The 17,030-nt window shown below is 44.4% G+C and carries 11 protein-coding genes and 2 tRNA genes; 2 read left to right on the top strand and 11 right to left on the bottom strand.

Going from position 1 to position 17,030, the window contains the following annotated elements; all coding sequences use genetic code 11:
- Positions 1 to 88: 88 nt before the first annotated feature.
- The 7 genes from INQ51_RS15990 to INQ51_RS15960 all read right to left on the bottom strand — a co-directional run bounded on the left by INQ51_RS15990 (position 89) and on the right by INQ51_RS15960 (position 10,853).
- A complete protein-coding gene (locus tag INQ51_RS15990; protein ID WP_233378955.1) occupies positions 89 to 1,087 on the bottom strand; it encodes a FecR family protein in 999 nt (332 codons plus the stop codon).
- Between the two features lie 112 nt (positions 1,088 to 1,199).
- Entirely contained in the window at positions 1,200 to 1,790 is a 591-nt protein-coding gene (locus INQ51_RS15985; RefSeq protein WP_233378954.1) for an RNA polymerase sigma factor, read from the bottom strand.
- Between the two features lie 160 nt (positions 1,791 to 1,950).
- Positions 1,951 to 4,752: a bifunctional YncE family protein/alkaline phosphatase family protein gene (locus tag INQ51_RS15980; RefSeq protein WP_233378953.1), complete on the bottom strand. Its 2,802-nt coding sequence runs from the start codon at positions 4,750 to 4,752 to the stop codon at positions 1,951 to 1,953.
- A 252-nt stretch (positions 4,753 to 5,004) separates the two neighbouring features.
- Complete coding sequence (locus INQ51_RS15975) at positions 5,005 to 6,006, bottom strand: NAD-dependent epimerase (protein WP_233378952.1); 1,002 nt, start codon at positions 6,004 to 6,006, stop codon at positions 5,005 to 5,007.
- Between the two features lie 10 nt (positions 6,007 to 6,016).
- A complete protein-coding gene (cysN, locus tag INQ51_RS15970) occupies positions 6,017 to 7,984 on the bottom strand; it encodes a sulfate adenylyltransferase subunit CysN (RefSeq protein ID WP_317207964.1) in 1,968 nt (655 codons plus the stop codon).
- 28 nt (positions 7,985 to 8,012) lie between these two features.
- Positions 8,013 to 8,921 (bottom strand): sulfate adenylyltransferase subunit CysD, encoded by a 909-nt coding sequence (gene cysD / locus INQ51_RS15965; protein WP_119439648.1) that lies wholly within the window; start codon positions 8,919 to 8,921, stop codon positions 8,013 to 8,015.
- Positions 8,922 to 9,080: 159 nt separating this feature from the next.
- Complete coding sequence (locus INQ51_RS15960; RefSeq protein WP_233378950.1) at positions 9,081 to 10,853, bottom strand: SLC13 family permease; 1,773 nt, start codon at positions 10,851 to 10,853, stop codon at positions 9,081 to 9,083.
- A gap of 339 nt (positions 10,854 to 11,192) precedes the next feature.
- On the opposite strand from INQ51_RS15960, the gene INQ51_RS15955 reads away from it, so the two are divergent.
- Both INQ51_RS15955 and INQ51_RS15950 read left to right on the top strand, forming a co-directional pair.
- A tRNA-Lys gene (locus INQ51_RS15955) sits at positions 11,193 to 11,268 on the top strand.
- Between the two features lie 150 nt (positions 11,269 to 11,418).
- Positions 11,419 to 11,494 (top strand) — tRNA-Lys (locus INQ51_RS15950).
- Positions 11,495 to 11,963: 469 nt separating this feature from the next.
- On the opposite strand, the gene INQ51_RS15945 is transcribed toward INQ51_RS15950, so the two are convergent.
- The 4 genes from INQ51_RS15945 to INQ51_RS15930 form a co-directional block, all read right to left on the bottom strand.
- Positions 11,964 to 12,737, bottom strand: coding sequence for an endonuclease/exonuclease/phosphatase family protein (locus INQ51_RS15945; protein WP_233378949.1), 774 nt, complete (start codon positions 12,735 to 12,737; stop codon positions 11,964 to 11,966).
- An 88-nt stretch (positions 12,738 to 12,825) separates the two neighbouring features.
- Positions 12,826 to 14,367 carry a hypothetical protein gene (locus INQ51_RS15940; protein WP_233378948.1) on the bottom strand — a complete coding sequence of 514 codons (1,542 nt, stop codon included), beginning with the start codon at positions 14,365 to 14,367 and terminating at the stop codon, positions 12,826 to 12,828.
- A 39-nt stretch (positions 14,368 to 14,406) separates the two neighbouring features.
- Positions 14,407 to 15,219 (bottom strand): endonuclease/exonuclease/phosphatase family protein, encoded by an 813-nt coding sequence (locus tag INQ51_RS15935; protein ID WP_233378947.1) that lies wholly within the window; start codon positions 15,217 to 15,219, stop codon positions 14,407 to 14,409.
- 64 nt (positions 15,220 to 15,283) lie between these two features.
- Entirely contained in the window at positions 15,284 to 17,014 is a 1,731-nt protein-coding gene (locus INQ51_RS15930; RefSeq protein ID WP_233378946.1) for a RagB/SusD family nutrient uptake outer membrane protein, read from the bottom strand.
- Between the last annotated feature and the right edge of the window lie 16 nt (positions 17,015 to 17,030).

Raw genomic sequence — 17,030 nt, 5'->3', positions numbered from 1 at the left:
TTTCACTTCGATTTAGTTAATAAATTATTTATCATTTACCGATGATAAGTTTGAGCCGGAAGTGTTGCCTCACTTCCGGTTATTAATATCACGGCAATTTTAATTTCTGTGTTTTATCAAGCCTGAAAACGATTGTATTTTCTTTCTGTTCTGCCTTTACCGGCGCTATTTTTTCCATTAGTTTAATAATGTCCGAGAGTGATTCATTTTTTATAGTGAATGTAAAGTGAATGTCTTTCACCTCTTCTTCCAACTCAAAATGCTGGTTATATCTGTTTTCCAGCCTTTCTATTACCAAAAAAAGCGGCTGATCAAAAATGTTCACAATTCCTTCTTTCCATGAGGTAAAACGCGTGGTATTAACATGTCTCACAAGCAATTTTTTGTTGAGTTTGTTAAAATTTGCATGCTGGCCGGGAACCATATTATAAACTGCTTTCTTTGCCCCCAAAGGAATCAGCCCCACACTTCCTTCTTCCAGAACAATGTCTATTTCATCATCGCTATCAAACGCCTTTACATTAAACGCGGTTCCAAACACCCGGACTGTAAGCTCGCTGTTGTTTACAGAAAAAGGCAGATCAGCATTTTTCGTGACTTTGAAATAGGCCTCTCCCTGTAATTCTACCAACCGGTTACCCTCTCCAAACCGGTTGTTATACTTAATTTCTGATCCTGAATTCAACCAGATAATTGACCCGTCGGGCAAAACAGCTTTCGAAACCTGCCCTTTGTCTGCCATTATTGAAGTGTACATAGTTCCTCCATCATGCCCTCTTAATAAAAACCATGTGGATGTGCTTAGACCTATCAAAAGAAGAAAGACGGCAGCAATCTTAAGCATCCAGGACATTTTTTTGGAATGCTGCCATCCTTCGAAACTTACGTTTAACATGTGATCCTGTATCTCATGCCAAACCTTTTCTCCACCCTTGGGAAAATACTGACTATTCAGATTTCGTTCCCAATCTAACTTTTGACTATCAAAATCTACACGTGAATCTTTTTTGCGAAGCCAGACCAGCAATTCTTTCTGCTCTTTCTCATTAGCCCGGCCTTCCATATATTTTTGGATAATAGATCTCATAAACTTGTTTTCAATAGGAGTACAACAAAATTTTCAAAACCCTACCTAACGGAGTAAAAAAAATAATTTCCAGAAGAATTTTCTGTTCAGACCAAACAGAAAAAGGATATCATCAACTAAAATACAACATGATAACAAGGATCATCTCGGGATGACGCATTATCAATTCTTTCCGAATATGGTATTTCGCCTGTGCGATGTGCTTTTCTATGGTTTTAAGGCTTATTCCCATTTCTTCGGCCACCTGTTTTTGCTGCCTGCCCTCAATTTTACATTGAATAAACACCTCTTTCATTTTATCGGGTAAGGTGCCAACTATTTCACGAAAAGATTCAATCAGCATTTCTTCCATGCTCTTTTCTTCCTTTCCTGAGAAATCGAGTTGATAAAGGTATTGCAGTTCATTTATGGTGATGTTTTCCAGATCGACTCGGTGTTGTTCAAGGCTAACCTTTTTTAAATGATTTAGACACCGGTTCCTCACCATCACAAAAATGAGACTTTCTATCGAATTATTTTCCCTTACATTTTCCCGTTTATTCCACAACGCAATAAAAGTCTCCTGAATCAGGTCTTCCACCTCAGCCTCCTCTTTGATAAACAGCCGGCAGTAGCTCTTCAGACGTGGATACAACAGAACAAACAGCTCTTTATAGGCTGAAGGATTTCCTTTTCGAAGTTCAATATTTAATGCTGTATCCAAAATTCTAATGCCTTTATGTAGTATGCATAAACCAAGCACCAAAATAAATAATTTATAGAACAAGTCCCCAATTTCGGAAAGATCAAAACGCAATCAGTTAGCCGGAGCTATTCGTAACACCCCTCCGGAAACGCTAAATTAAAGACTCTTTCCTTAGCCATCATTTCTTTTTCTCCCGGTTTTCCAGTCGATATTCATCACGCTCTTTGCTGTCGCGGATCATGTCTTCCTTGTTGTCCATCACCGGTGTTTCTTCCAACGCTTTCCAGTCGAAATTTTCATCCAGCGGATCGAGTGCTTTTTGCGGATCAAAAATACGCACATCTACCGGCAAGGCATTGTACGGAGTATAATCCGGAGTATCAGAGAAGAAATCAGCCAGATCGTTGGCGCCGGCATCGTACTGATTCAGGTACGGCATACCCAGAATGTTCCAGAAAGTTTTAAAAATACTGCCAAAACTGTAATGAACATGACTTACATAATCGCGTTTTACCCACGGAGATACCAGCATTAAAACACTCCGGTGAGCGTCCACATGGTCCACACCGTTTTGCGCATCGTCTTCGGTAATAACAATCAGCATATTTTCCCAGTACGGCGTGTGCGACAGATATTCCACAATCCGGCCCACTGCCAGGTCGTTATCCGCCATGTAACTTTCGCGGAAAGGATAACCTGCTTCGGGACGGTCTCCAGCCCCGTGATCGTTGGGAATAATCACGGTAATTAGCGAAGGCATTGTATCGCTCCCGTTCATCCATTTTTGCTCAAACTCTCTTTTGAACTGATCGATCCGGAACTGGTCGGGAATCGCCATATTGTAAGTTGGGTATTGCTTCGAAGTCCGCTCCCAAATGGGTTGCGGCAAAGGATAATTGATGTAATGCCGAATGCCTTCGTACTTAAAATCCTTGTTGTACAGCCCCGGTTCAAACATAATGCTAAACCCAAAGTTGTAGAAATCAATCTCGTTCCGTTCCAGGTGATCCCACATAGAACCTGCTTCGTTGTAATCTTCGGGATAAATGGCGCCAGCGGCACCGTTCATTGCATAAATTCCGGGAGCATTTGAGTTGAATTTAAAACGACGGTTTCCTCCGTAACTGGCAGCAGTACAAGTTTCTGTCCACTCGTTCGGATATGTGTTCACCAACCAGCGGTGTCCGTCGGCCGAAACATCCGAATCCACATAAAAATTATCGGAAATGGCAAAATCAGCTGCTATTTTCAGGTGGTTCACCATCACATCCGCATTTTTGATACTGTCTGTTCCGTTGCTGTTTTTAAACGAAACACCCCGCCCGTAACGCGCCAGCCCGGCATCCCCCTTTCCTTTTTCAACCTGTCCGAATACCTCGTCGTAAGTGCGATTTTCTTTCGAAATAAAAACGATGTGTTTTATCGGGCTTTCTTTTTCTCCCGGGTAAAGGGGCACCGGGTTATTTTTACGTCCAGCAAATTTTTCGGAAGAAGCTTTTTCAAACGTAAAATTATTGGCAATCACCGTTCCGGTCATTGGTTTCAGCTCCTCGTCGGAGGGAATATCCAGTACCTGCACCGTTCCTTTCATTAACGAGCCAATGTAACTTCCCTCGGGTCCCCGCTCAAAAGTAGAGCCTCCGTTCGGGCCACTTCCAAATCCTTTGGCATTGGCAACAATCAGCTTTTTCCCGTCGTTGCTCACTTCCAGTTTCGCCGGGAACCACGCTGTTGGAATATAGCCGGCAACTTTCAGCTTCGCGACATCCACCACAGCAACAGCGTTAATACCCGAGCAGGCTACAAAAAGCTTTTGCTGATCGGGCGAAAGAGCCAAGCCAAACGGAATGACACCCCGGAATTGCTTTATGCGTTCGTCAGGTTTCAGGTAAATGGTATTAACTACGGTATCTTTTTCGATGGAAATCACTGAAACGTTGTCATTGTTTCCATTGGTAACAAACACATACTCGTTGGTTGCCACCAGTGAGTTGGGGCTTGCACCGCCCACTGCCGGAATTCCCTCGACCAAATCGCCCACCAGGTTACCGGTTTTGGTTTTGGCAATTACTTCCGGCTTCTCCGGATCGCTGATATCAACCGTAAAAACAGAAAATGCTTCCGGGACATTCATCTCTCCGAGTCCGTGTACTTTCAAACTATCTTTGGTTTCATAGCCCTCTTTCATCTCTTTGCTGCCATAAGCAAAAGCCGGATATTTCAATGCTTTTTCGTGTCCGTTTTCCGGGGTAATTCCTTCAATCAGGTTGTACTGAAACATACCCACATTCGCCACATAAACCTTTTTTTCATCGGGCGACAGGCAAATTCCGAAAGGGTAACGCCCCACCGGAACACTGTGCTCCACAGTGCCGTTTTCGGTATTGATAATCACCATCCGAAATCCGATTTGGTCAACCGCGTAGAGTTTCTTCCCGTCTTTCGATAAGGTCAGGTCGCCGATATAACCATCTTTGTAATCCATTTCTCCGTTTATAAAAGAGCAGTCGATACTCCCCTTTTTCTCCCCGGTTTTTACATCGAACAGGTATATGCAGTTCTCCTGCCCTCCTGCCACATATACTGTTTGATTATCATTTGAAATGGCAAGCCCCATAAACACCGATGCCAGCACTCCCCTGTCGGTTGACGGGCCGGGAGGAACCTGCTGAACCTCCGGATTTTCAGACATAATATCCCGGATAATCGTGATAGACAAAGGACTGGTACCTGAGTTGGCCGTAACGGCTGTTTGTCCGTCGGGGCTAATGGTTAAGCCAAACGGATGTGGCGCTACGACAATGCTTTTGCCGACTGGTGTTAGTATTCTTCCGTTCGGGATAATGGTTTCCCCTTGGTGATCGATTTCCACAAAACGACTTCCGGCCGGGGCCGTTGCAATCCAGGGATCGGCCTTTTTCTCCATCTTACACGAAAACAAGCTCAACACAAGGATCAGCAAAGCAAAAAGATTCTTCATATGTTTTGATTTAGTTTCTCAGCCCATTTCAGACAAAGCAGCCTCGTTATTTTGAATAAATATGAAACAGATTTACCTGCCTGAAATGCAGCATTAAAGGTATAAGTTTAACGGGAGCCTTGAATTACTTTTGGGGAACTTTTTAGTAAACTTTCAGCAAAAGCCTAAGAGAATGAGTGATATTGATCCGGTGAAGAGAAGAACACCTGCTTTTCCTCACCAGCAAAATGGGATAAAACTGAGTATTGATAACTAGCGGAAATAGTCCCGGTACCACTTTACAAACTCGCCTATTCCTTTTTCGAGCGGAGTATCGGGAGAATAGCCAAAATCGTTTTCCAGGTCGCTCACATCAGCAAAGGTTTTATAAACATCGCCGGGCTGCATTTCCTGGTATTCTTTCGCTGCTTCCCTGCCAACCGTCGTTTCAATGATCCGGATAAAATCCATCAGTTTCACCGGTGTAGAATTCCCGATGTTATAAATTTTATACGGAACCTTTGGCTGTGTAAATAGGATTCTTTCGATTCCATCCTCAATATCGTCAATGTACGTGAAATCGCGGTATAAGTCGCCCTTGTTAAAAACCTTGATGGATTTCCCCTCCAGGATATTTTTTGTGAAGGAAAAATAGGCCATATCGGGTCTCCCCCACGGACCGTAAACAGTAAAAAACCTCAATCCGGTGGTTGGGAAACCATACAAATGGCTGTAGGTATGCGCCATCAGCTCGTTGCTTTTTTTGGTGGCCGCATACAAACTGACGGGATTATCAACGGTATCCGAAGTTGAAAGCGGCATTTTCGGACTATTCCCGTAAACACTCGAAGAGCTGGCGTACACCAAATGTTTGATTTGGTTGTGGCGGCAGGCTTCCAAAATGTTGGCAAAACCCACCAGGTTACTGTCGATGTAGGCCTGCGGATTTTCGATGCTGTAACGCACCCCTGCCTGCGCCGCCAGGTTACAAACCAGGTCAAACTTTTCGGTTTCAAAAAGGTGGTTCAGTTGTTCGCGATCTTCCAGCTTCATTCTTACAAACGAATAATTGGGATACTTCGAACTAGCGACCTTTTTGTTCCAAGCGGCAGCTTCCGCTGAAATTCCGGCTTCAGCCAAACGGGCAAACTTCAGGTCGGGCGAATAATAATCGTTGATGTTGTCGATACCAACAACATCAACGTCTTGTTTCACCAGTTTATTTACCAGGTGAAAACCAATAAACCCTGCCGTTCCTGTAACCAGAATCTTCATTCGTTATTCTTTAGTGGATCGGAAAAACTTTATTGTTTGCCAGGTAATCCAGAATCGCATCCAGGTTCGCCTCGTTTTCTTCGGGTTTGAATACCAGTTTTGCTTTCTGCGGAACTTCGTATTCGAGGTCAAATCCCGGTAAATTTTCTATTTCACCATTCTCGGCTTTCTCGTACAATTCCGGCTTGTTTTGTTTGCAGAATTCGAGCGAAGCATCCATGTAAAACAGGTGGAAACGGTCTTTTCCAATGATCTCGGCCACTTGTTCCCGCAAGGATTCATTCCTGGAGATAAATGAGCAGATTGTGATGATTCCCTGGTCGTTCAGCATTTTACAAATGTGTGCCACACGACGCAGATGCTCGGCTCGGTCGGCCGGTGAATAATCCAGCTCGCGGCTCAACCCCGAGCGTAACGAACTGCCGTCGATCAGAACTGCCGATGCTTCGTTGTCAAATAATTTCCGCTCAAGGCTAAAAGCCAATTCGTTTTTGCCCGATCCGTGCAAGCCGGTGATCCAGATGGTTTCCCCTTTCTGGTTCAGTTTCTGCCGGCGTTCTTCGGTCTTGATCAACGATTTTCCGGCGGCAATCTGTTCTTTATCGGTATCGGTAATACGCGAAAACAAGTTCTTGCTGCTCAGCTTATCGATGATCATCCCAACCGCACAGGTATTATGGGTTACCGGATCGATCAGGATAAACGACCCCGTTTGTTTGTTCTTTTTATAAGGATCAAAGAAAAGCGGCTTGGTAGTGGTAATCACCACCCGTCCGATTTCATTGAGGTTAAATTTCTCGATGTTTGATTTTTCCAGCGTATTTACATCCACCTTGTAACGGATGTCATCAATACGTGCTTTGGTTGTATTGCTGGCGTGCTTGATGTAAAACTGTGTGGAAAGATTCATTTCCTTCTCGTCCATCCACACCAGCATCGCTTCAAACTGGCGTTCTACACGTGGCAGATTATCCGGGTGAACCAGCATATCGCCACGCGAAATATCGATCTCGTCTTCCAGGGTAACGGTTACCGACTGCGGCGGGAAAGCATAATCCAGTTCTCCGTCGTAGGTAACAATCGACTTTACTTTCGACTTTTTCAAAGAAGGCAAAACCATTACTTCGTCGCCTTTTTTGATAATACCTGAAGCCACCGAAGTTGAGAATCCACGGAACTTGATATCCGGACGTAAAACATACTGAACCGGGTAACGCAGATCGTCAAAGTTACGGTCGCTGCTTACATGAACATTTTCCAGGAACTCCAGCAAACTGGGTCCGTGATACCACGGCATTTTATCGGATGTCTCCACCACGTTATCACCTTTTAAGGCAGAAAGCGGAATAAAATTCACATCCGGAACATCGAGCTGCGTTACAAAAGCAGCGTATTCACTTTTAATTTCCTCAAAACGTTTCTGGCTGAAATCCACCAGGTCCATTTTATTGATGGCTACCACCACATGTTTAATACCCAGCAGATTGGCCAGGTAGGTATGCCGACGGGTTTGTGTGATCACGCCGTGACGCGCGTCGATCAGAATAATGGCCAGGTTGGCGGTTGAACCACCGGTAATCATGTTACGGGTGTATTGTTCGTGCCCGGGTGTATCGGCAATAATAAACTTACGTTTGGCAGTGGAGAAGTAACGATAAGCCACATCGATGGTGATCCCCTGTTCGCGCTCGGCTTTCAAACCATCCAGCAAAAGCGCATAGTCAATGTCTTCACCGGCATGTCCCACACGTTTACTGTCGCGCTCCAGTGCTGCCAACTGGTCTTCGTACAACATTTTACTGTCGAACATCAAACGGCCAATTAGCGTAGATTTACCGTCGTCAACACTTCCTGCAGTTAATAATCGCAGTAGATCTTTCTTTTGATCCTGGTTCAGGAATTCCTGTATGTTTAATTTATTTGTTGTCATCTTTTTGATACTTGATGTTTGAAACTTGACGCCGGATACTTCACGCACCGAGGATCAAGAATCCAAAATCGAGGTTCTAGAAATACCCTTCTCTTTTCTTTTGCTCCATGGAAGCTTCCTGGTCGAAATCGATCACACGCGTGGTTCTCTCCGACACGGTCACGGTCATCATCTCTTCCACGATCTTTTCAATCGTATCTGCTTCCGAGTCGATGGCCCCCGTTAACGGATAACACCCCAGGGTACGGAAACGCACTTTGCGCATTTGCGCTTTGTCCCGAAGCTCTTTGGGCATGCGTTCATCGTCTGCCATAATCAGGCTGCCATCCATTTCCACAATCGGGCGTTCTTTTGCATAGTACAGCGGAACAATCGGGATATTCTCCAGTCGAATGTATTGCCAGATGTCCAGCTCGGTCCAGTTTGAGATTGGGAAAACACGAATGGATTCGCCCTTGTGAACTTTGGCGTTGTATATGTTCCAAAGCTCGGGACGCTGATTCTTTGGATCCCACTGGTGATAGCGGTCGCGGAAAGAAAAGATGCGCTCCTTGGCCCTTGATTTTTCCTCGTCGCGACGGGCGCCGCCAAAAGCAGCATCAAACTTGTATTTGTTCAGACCTTGCAACAGGGCCTGTGTTTTCATAATGTCAGTATGAACTTTACTTCCGTGCGTGAAAGGCCCCACTCCACCTTCGAAACCTTCTTTGTTGTAATGCACAATCAGGTCCCAATTGTTTTCCTTTGCATAGCTATCCCGAAACTCAATCATTTCCTGGAATTTCCACTTGGAATCGATATGCATCAGCGGGAAAGGAACTTTTCCGGGATAAAAGGCTTTTTCTGCCAGACGAACCATCACCGAAGAATCTTTCCCGATGGAATAAAGCATAACGGGATTTTCGAATTCGGCAGCAACTTCGCGAATAATATGAATGGCTTCAGCTTCCAGTTCACGAAGGTTGGTCAACGAATATTCATTCATGTCACTAATCTTATTTCAGTAGCTACCACAGCATACCCAAAAGGATGGAATGGTTAAGTAGCTGTCCGTTGTTTTGCAATAAAAATTCAATAGTCAGGCAAAGATAGAATTTTATTCCGTTTGCCGATTTTCACCTGATTTTTAACGAAAAATAAAGGACTAAAAACTCCAGAAATAAGGAATTAATAACATTGAAAGAATAAAGGCCAGCACATTTAGCGGAAGGCCAATTTTCACGTAATCTGTAAACTTATAATTCCCAATGGCTTGCACCAGCAGATTGGTTTGATAGCCGACCGGTGTTGAAAAACTGGCCGAAGCGGCAATCGCAATGGCGACAAAAAAGGGCTTTGGATTGATCCCCATTTGCTGGGCCGCAGCCAGTGCAATCGGGAACACAAGCGCCGCCGCCGCATTGTTGGTTATAATTTCAGTAAAGATGGTGGTAATGATGTACAAAGCAGCCAACACTCCCACCGGACCAAAAGCTTTTGAAAACTCGATGGTTGTGCGCGCAATTCCTTCTGCAGCTCCCGAACTTTGCATGGCTTTACTGATGGCAAAGGCACAGGCAATGGTGATTAAAACATCCCAGCTGATAGCCTTTGTGTATTTCTGGTGTGGCATAATTTTCATCCAAACCAGCAAAACAGCTGCGATGGAAGCAAAATAGAACATGTCTAATTCAATGCCACCCGGCGACTGCAGGAACTCTCCGAAGGTGGTTCCCAAAATCATCAGCAAGAGAACGATAAATGCCAGCCATTTTTTCCAAAAGGTACCGGTGCTTCTGTAATCCCTGATATAGGAAGTGAGGTAGAAAATCTTGGATTCGCCCCAGTTTTGCACAAACTTATCGGTGGTAAGCAAAACGAGGTTGTCCCCGGCTTTCAGTTTTAGCTTGTCCATGTTGGAAGTAATGCGCTCCCCGTTTCGGTGAATGGCCAAAACCACCGCCTGATAATGTTCGTAGAAATTAAATTCGTGAATGGTTTTCCCAACGGCCGGGAAACGCGGTGCAATTACGGCTTCGTATTGTTTAAGCTTGTCTTTCGGGATTCCCTTTACCAAATCAATGCCACTTAACTTTATGTTATCATTGCCGAGAATATATGTCAGACGATCTGACTTCCCGGCTACCAGCAGCTTATCATTGGCCTGCAGGTCGAAAGTCCCCTTGCGGACTTCCATCACCTTTCCGTCGCGGTTGATACACTGAATAAACAACCCTTTCAACTCCTTAATCCGCCCGTTTTTTATTTCCTGCCCCACCAGGCTGCTGTTTTCCGAAACAATGATGTCGTAGTAATAATCCTTGTACTCGGTCGAACTTTTGGTGTTAAAAACGATCTTCTTCCCCGGGAGCAGCCAGTTTCCAAACACGGTAATGTATAGGGTTCCGAAGAAGGCAATAAAGCCGCCAACCTTTACCAACTCAAACATGCTAAAACCTTCGTAGCCGTTTTCCAGTATCAACCCGTGCACAACCAGGTTGGTAGATGTGCCAATTAAGGTACACATACCACCAAAAATGGTGGCATACGAAAGCGGTATCAGAAATTTTTTGGATGAAAGATTGAGATTCTCCGACCATTTCTTGATGATTGGGGCAAAGATGATCACCACAGGTGTGTTGTTCAAAAAGCCCGACATAATGGAAACCGGTATCATGATCTGCGGGATCATGGAAACCATTTTCCGTCGTTTGCGCGGAAGATAGGTTTGCGCCACCCGGTTCAAGACCCCTGATTGACGTACTCCTTCACTCACCAGAAAAAGCACTCCGATGGTTAGCATTCCCTTGTTCGAGAAGCCTGCCAGCATTTCTTCGCTGGAGATAATTCCGGTTGCCAGTAAAATAGTGGACGCAGAAAACAGTACCAGGCCCGGGCGCATCAACTCTTTCGCCAAAGCAACAATTGTGAGTACCACAACCGCGATAACTATATATCCTTCTAAGCTAATCAAACTGTATCGAAAATATGTATCGGTTCCTTCAACGAAAATTCAGTTTTTGAAAGACTCAAAACTACAATTAAATTTTTTCCCTTCAAATCTTTGATTTTTTTTCAAATCGCCCGGCACACTATTTCTTAACATTCAAAAAACTAAAAAACAGTCGTTTATTCCTCAAAAAAGAACTAAATTTCCGTGCAACAAAAAGCATGAAGCATCAAAAAAATTCAAAAAAGTTAAAGATGCGTTTGTGTGAAAAAAAATAAATACTACTTTTGCACCCGCCTTTGAGAAACAAAGGAACATACAAAGGATGACTCAGTAGCTCAGTTGGTAGAGCACATCCCTTTTAAGGATGGGGTCCTGGGTTCGAGCCCCAGCTGAGTCACCAAATGAAAGCTTCGAAGAAATTCGGAGCTTTTTTATTTTTATCAGCCCGTAGTAAAATAAAGCATCAAGTTTTTCATAAAATAATTTACTGGAAAAAAATAAATATTACCTTTGCACCCGCCTTTGAAAAACAAAGGAACATACAAAGGATGACTCAGTAGCTCAGTTGGTAGAGCACATCCCTTTTAAGGATGGGGTCCTGGGTTCGAGCCCCAGCTGAGTCACCAAATGAAAGCTTCGAAGAGATTCGGAGCTTTTTTATGCTTAAAGTTTGGATGGGGCTGAGATTCGGCAATCTAATTTTTCTGCAATACTGGCAACCTTTCTACAAATCTCAGCTAACCTTTTCCCAAAGAAGGCAATCTTCCCAACATCACTCCAATAGCCACTAGCGGCTTTTTAAAGCGTTAAAAGCTCTTTCCCTAAAACGGAACTCCAATTACAAAAACAGCTCAGAATTTCGCTAAAATGCACACAGATGAGAGCGTATGTCTCGGTGCCACTAAAAACTTTACAACAAAAAAGGAATGTCGCTACAGAACTCCCTTCCCCCTAATTTTAAGAATTAGGAAATTGGAATAATTGTACTGACATTCCCTTTTACCAAAGAAACCCACTGTGGTCTAAAAAACCGGACAAGCCATTGGGCGTTATCACCAGCTTCGTTCGAAATAAGAAGCCGGATAAATCAGTTGCCTACCGAAGTTCTACCACAGCGCCAATGGGCAAATGATCTGAAAGCTGGACTTTCCAAGTGGTATTTTCGATCCCCTCCCACTTTTCCTGCGGATAGGCAAAGATGTAGTCGATCTTGTGACGGGGCTCTTTTGCCGGAACTGTCGAATCCAGGTTACACAGACGTTTCCAGTCGGCCATGCCTTCAACGATCTCCTTTGAATCGGGTCGTGCATTAAAGTCGCCACAAACAATTACCGGATAGGGTTCTTTTTGCAGCACCTCGTTCAGTTTAGCCACCTGAACCTGGCGCTCCTCGGTATTGGTATAATCGAGATGAGTACATGCAAACGTAAAATACTTTCCTTCTTCGTATTCAACATGACTCACCAACATGGCCCGCTGCTCTTTTCCATGCTCAGTTTTGGGCAGGTAAATACGCTCTACCGATGCCAAAGGAAACCGGGAAAGAATACCGATACCGTAGTATCCGCCGGCATAGGGAATTGTTTTTCCGTAGGCCGACAACATGTCCGTGCGAAAACCAAGCTCTGTTATAAAATCCTTTCCATTCTGAAGAGGCGCTCTTTCTCTGTTGGTGTGGCAATCTACTTCCTGCAAGGCAACCACATCCGGTTGCTGCTCCTTAATAAAAGCGGCAAGCTCTTCGAGCGAAGCCAATTCACCAAAACGCAAATTGTAGCAAAGCACTTTTAAGGTATCTGTTTTTTCCTGGGCGAACACCCCTAACACCAATGCCAGAAGGAGAGCCGCTGTTAAGCATAAGAACTTCATAAAGGGTATAAATCTAATTAATACATAAAATGTAGGCAGATAAAATAACTCTTACCTGCCTACGAATCTAAACAAAACTATGAACTATTTACTTTCTGATTTTAATCTCGAGTTCTACCCATGCGCCGGTAGATTCACCACTGGAAGTTGCTTTTTCACCTCCCAAACTGCGAACGATGGCGATCGCATACCGGTTAATTTCAGTAGCACTGGTTCCGCCAAAGCCGAGGGCAAATGTATAGCCCACCGACATATTGTATTGCCGAACCACACTTGAACCTCCGATTTTTCCCTGAATATAGGCGTCAATGGCATCCCACTGCTCCTGCGAATCACCGATTTCGTCGAAAGTAAAACCTAAAGTGCTGTAAAAATCAGTCGCCGACGGTGTGCGGGTCAGATTTACAGGTGTTGCCCAGCCTTCGATCAGATCACTTGCCTTAATGGTTGAAGCGCCACTTACGTTCGGACCAAACAGCGCCGGCCCGTTGCTCCCGCTTGTGGGAGAAACATAACAGTTGGTGTAAACCAGGTTCACACTGCTTTGGTTGGCAAAAGCCTGGTCTCCGTTCAATACATAAGGTGCCTGATCGAAACTGAAATAGGTTTTCGAGAATTTATCGTCTGACAAAATAATGTATTTGTAATGCAACATCACCTCTCCAACGGTAACCCCCGGGAACAGGATCGAAACAGGCAGGTTCGCACTTGTTTCGTTGCCATGCGCATCAACAGCAGTAATAAGTACGCCGTTAACATCTTCCCCGGCATTCAGCTCTACACTAAAACGGTCTCCGCTTAAAGTCAGGGGCTGGGCGACATCTGCAACACCCCCTCTAACTGCGGCATAACTAACCGAAGTAACAGCCAGGTCAGATGTAATAGCACCAGTTACCGTAAACATCGAGTCGGGCTTCACTTCCACCAGTTCCTGGTCGAATAACACAACAGGCCCGACAAAGGTTACATGCTTGATCTCGTAAAGCTTTTCGGCCACCAACTCGCCTTTATTGGAAGCACTGATCAACACTCCTGTCATACCGTTTTGAGCCGCCAAAGGAATGTCAAAAGTCATCGACAAATCATTGGTAATCGGAATATCAACCGGCTGATCAGTAATATCGCCTTTAACAACCCGATAGTTCAGGCTGGTTAACTTTGTTTTGGATGTTACCGTTCCTGTTACATTGAATGGTTCTCCCGATTCAATATCCTCGATGAAACCGGCACCGTCAAAATTAATTTCAAGTCCGTCGATTCCTTTTATTACCTTAAATATTTTAACGGTTCTGTTCCCCTTGGTATCTTCAGCAATAAGCTTTACACCAACCGTACTTTGTTCCATTATAAAATTCAGCGCAAAAGACCCGTTGGACTCAAGTTCCAAACGATCACCTGTTTCCTCCAGCTTGCCGTTGGCATCTTTTTTCTGAAGAAAGTAGAAAGTTCCGGCAACAGGTGCTTCTGTCAGGATCTCTCCGTTAACCCCAAACAAATCGCCGGGGAAAATATCGGAAATACTGTCGATCCCGTTTTCAAATGTTATCAGGGGATCGCTTACCTGTTCCTCGCAACTATTCCAAAGCAGCAGGGCTAAAACAGGCAGAAATATTATTATTCTCTTTATCATGATTCAATTTTTTTATTCAAGTAACTAATTGAAAGTTTTTTAATTCACTTCAATAACAGAAACAATGGGCATATGATCGGATGCCAATGTACTGATGACATCATGCGAAACGATGTTGAACTTTGATTCCGGCCTGTAAATAATATAGTCGATCTCCCTGGTTGGAGCCAGCGAGGTTATCGTATTACATCCCTGCAAACAGGTTTTTTTGAAACCATAACTAAAAAATGTTTGCATGGTATTATTTTCAGGCGTTGCATTAAAATCGCCACCAAGAATAACCGGCATATTGGCTGCCGAAAGTACTTTATTGATCTCGGGCACCTGCAAATCTCTGTTTTGCTGGGTCAGTTCGAGATGCGTATTTCCAATGGCAATTTTCTTCCCGTTCACCGAAATGGTGGCTTTTAGCAAAATACGGTAACTAACATAAGTATCCGGAATCTCAACACGAGGTAACTTAATAATCTGCACATCCGACAACTGATAACGTGACAAAATTCCCAGACCCGATTCTCCGCCCTGGTAATCAATTGCTTTTCCGTAGGCGGTATAAGGCAGATCGGTTTTTTCTGACAACACAGCCAACTGATCTACTTTCCCGCTTCGCGTTGTATTACGGTCAAGTTCCTGTAACAACACAATGTCGGGCTTTGCCGCTTTAAGAACATTTGCCACAGAATCGACATTGGGCGTGGTGCTGTTATACGGAGAACAATATTTTACATTGTAGCTCATAACAGTAATTTTATTGGTGGGCGTTTTGTCTCCCCATCCCGGATCTTCCACTTCGGTGTTGTCGGATTGGCAAGAAAATGTTGTTATCAGTAAAAGAAATACTAGAAACCTCATATCAGATTTTCGTTTTTGAATTTTATACATGTTTACATCAGGCATTGCCCTGGTTCCTGTCCGCTTATTCCCATCCGGGGTTCTGGCCCAGATCAGGGTTTTTAACTCTTTCAGCATATGGAACAGGCCACAGGTAATGCTTACTCGGATCGAAATTGTCGAGGCCGCCTTCGGCTACTGATTTCTCATATATAATGTCGCCAAACTCGTCGGTTCCGTTATCGGGAAAAGGATTTTTTCCGAGGTCGTTCATACATACGGCAAGACTTGGTCCTACCATGGCTTTTCCTAAAAATTTCTCTCCTTCTCTCCAACGAAGAACGTCAAAATACCTCATGCCGTCCATCGACATTTCCACCCGTCTTTCGCGGTGCAACTCAGTTTTCAGGTCCATTCCCCAAGCCTGTAATTCAGTCAGTTTCATGGGATGCATCCCTACCCGGTTTCTCAGCTGATTGATCGTCATATCAATCTGATCCTGAGTCAAGGTTTCTCCCTGAATTTTGAACAGTGCTTCGGCATAAATCAGCAGCACTTCGGCATAGCGGATTACATTGATGTTGTTATGGTCGCGATTGGTCTGCCCTGCCAGCTCCATCGAATTGTACTTTTTAAAATAAAAACCGGTTAATCCGTTCGCTCCCAGACGGTTGTTGTTTTGCAGTACGGCAAAACGGGGAAGCTGAAAAAATTCATTGCCTCCGTCAACATCCGGGTCACCGTCGTCGCCTCCGGGCCATTCATCTCCCGGTGTATACAAAGTCATCGCCATACGCGGGTCTCTTTCCGTAAAGTAATCCACGTAATGTTGTTCCGGATAAGGATACCGGTCAGAAGTAGCCACATTGGTATTCTGATAATATTCGAGCCCGGTTTTTGCAGGCTTTCCGTCGGTACACAAGTAGGCATCCACCAAACGTCTCGAAGGATTCATACGAATATAATCAACAGCTGTACAGGTATAGTTGCTTAGGTTATTCATCCGAAGATTATCCACAAACAAACTAAAAATCATGGCTTCCTTGTTAGCAGGATTTACTTCCGAGTTACCGGCCAGCTGGTACAGATCGCCGTAATTTGAATAAAGCTCGTGAGGACTGTTGTCGATGATTTCCTTTGCGGCACTGGCAGCCAGTTCCCACATTTCATTTTGCAAGGCAATACGCGCCGTCAATGCGAGTGCCCCCCATTTATTAATGCGCCCCAGATTCTCGCCTGTCTGGATTTCACTGCCTAGTTTTTCAGCAGCCCACTCCAGGTCCTTCAGAATAAATTCGATTACCTCGGCTTTTGGGGTGCGCGGACCATAAGCTTCTGACGCTGTGATAACTTTGGTTACCAATGGCACATCGCCCCAGTAAGAAGTTAACCAGAAATATTGCAAAGCCCTGAGCACCTTCACCTCCGCCGCATATACATCTTTCACATCCTGATCGATTTCTGCCGCATTGTAATGGTCAAGGAAATTATTGCAATTGAAGATATGTCCGTAGGTGTACGACCAGAACGAAGTAAGCGGAAAACCATCCATGGCGGTGTGTCTTCCACCCGGAACCTTACTTAACCCGCTGCTTAGCGAACCCCAAACTACATCGTCGCCAAATACGCTCGGGTAAACAATCAACTCGAACTGTAGTCCTTCGTAACACGGATAAAGAGCTGCTCTTAACTGGTCCTCTGTTTTCCAGTAGGTTCCGTGCGTAACCGTATCAAGGGGGTATTTATCCAGAAAGTTGTCGTTACAACCGCTGAGAAATATTATTATCAATAAATAGATATATCTGAAATTCTTCATTGTTGTTGAATTAAGA

Source organism: Maribellus sp. CM-23 (assembly GCF_021354595.1).
In the GTDB taxonomy this organism is placed as follows: Bacteria; Bacteroidota; Bacteroidia; order Bacteroidales; family Prolixibacteraceae; genus Draconibacterium.
The sequence above is the reverse complement of the archived record's forward strand: the minus strand, read 5'-3'. Positions and strand labels throughout refer to the sequence as shown.

Bases quoted from the DNA above. Each gene is read 5' to 3' on its own strand.
- INQ51_RS15990 (WP_233378955.1), bottom strand. From the start codon at position 1,087: ATGAGATCTATTATCCAAAAATATATGGAAGGCCGGGCTAATGAGAAA.
- INQ51_RS15980 (WP_233378953.1), bottom strand. From the start codon at position 4,752: ATGAAGAATCTTTTTGCTTTGCTGATCCTTGTGTTGAGCTTGTTTTCG.
- INQ51_RS15975 (WP_233378952.1), bottom strand. From the start codon at position 6,006: ATGAAGATTCTGGTTACAGGAACGGCAGGGTTTATTGGTTTTCACCTG.
- cysD (WP_119439648.1), bottom strand. From the start codon at position 8,921: ATGAATGAATATTCGTTGACCAACCTTCGTGAACTGGAAGCTGAAGCC.
- INQ51_RS15945 (WP_233378949.1), bottom strand. From the start codon at position 12,737: ATGAAGTTCTTATGCTTAACAGCGGCTCTCCTTCTGGCATTGGTGTTA.
- INQ51_RS15940 (WP_233378948.1), bottom strand. From the start codon at position 14,367: ATGATAAAGAGAATAATAATATTTCTGCCTGTTTTAGCCCTGCTGCTT.
- INQ51_RS15935 (WP_233378947.1), bottom strand. From the start codon at position 15,219: ATGAGGTTTCTAGTATTTCTTTTACTGATAACAACATTTTCTTGCCAA.
- INQ51_RS15930 (WP_233378946.1), bottom strand. From the start codon at position 17,014: ATGAAGAATTTCAGATATATCTATTTATTGATAATAATATTTCTCAGC.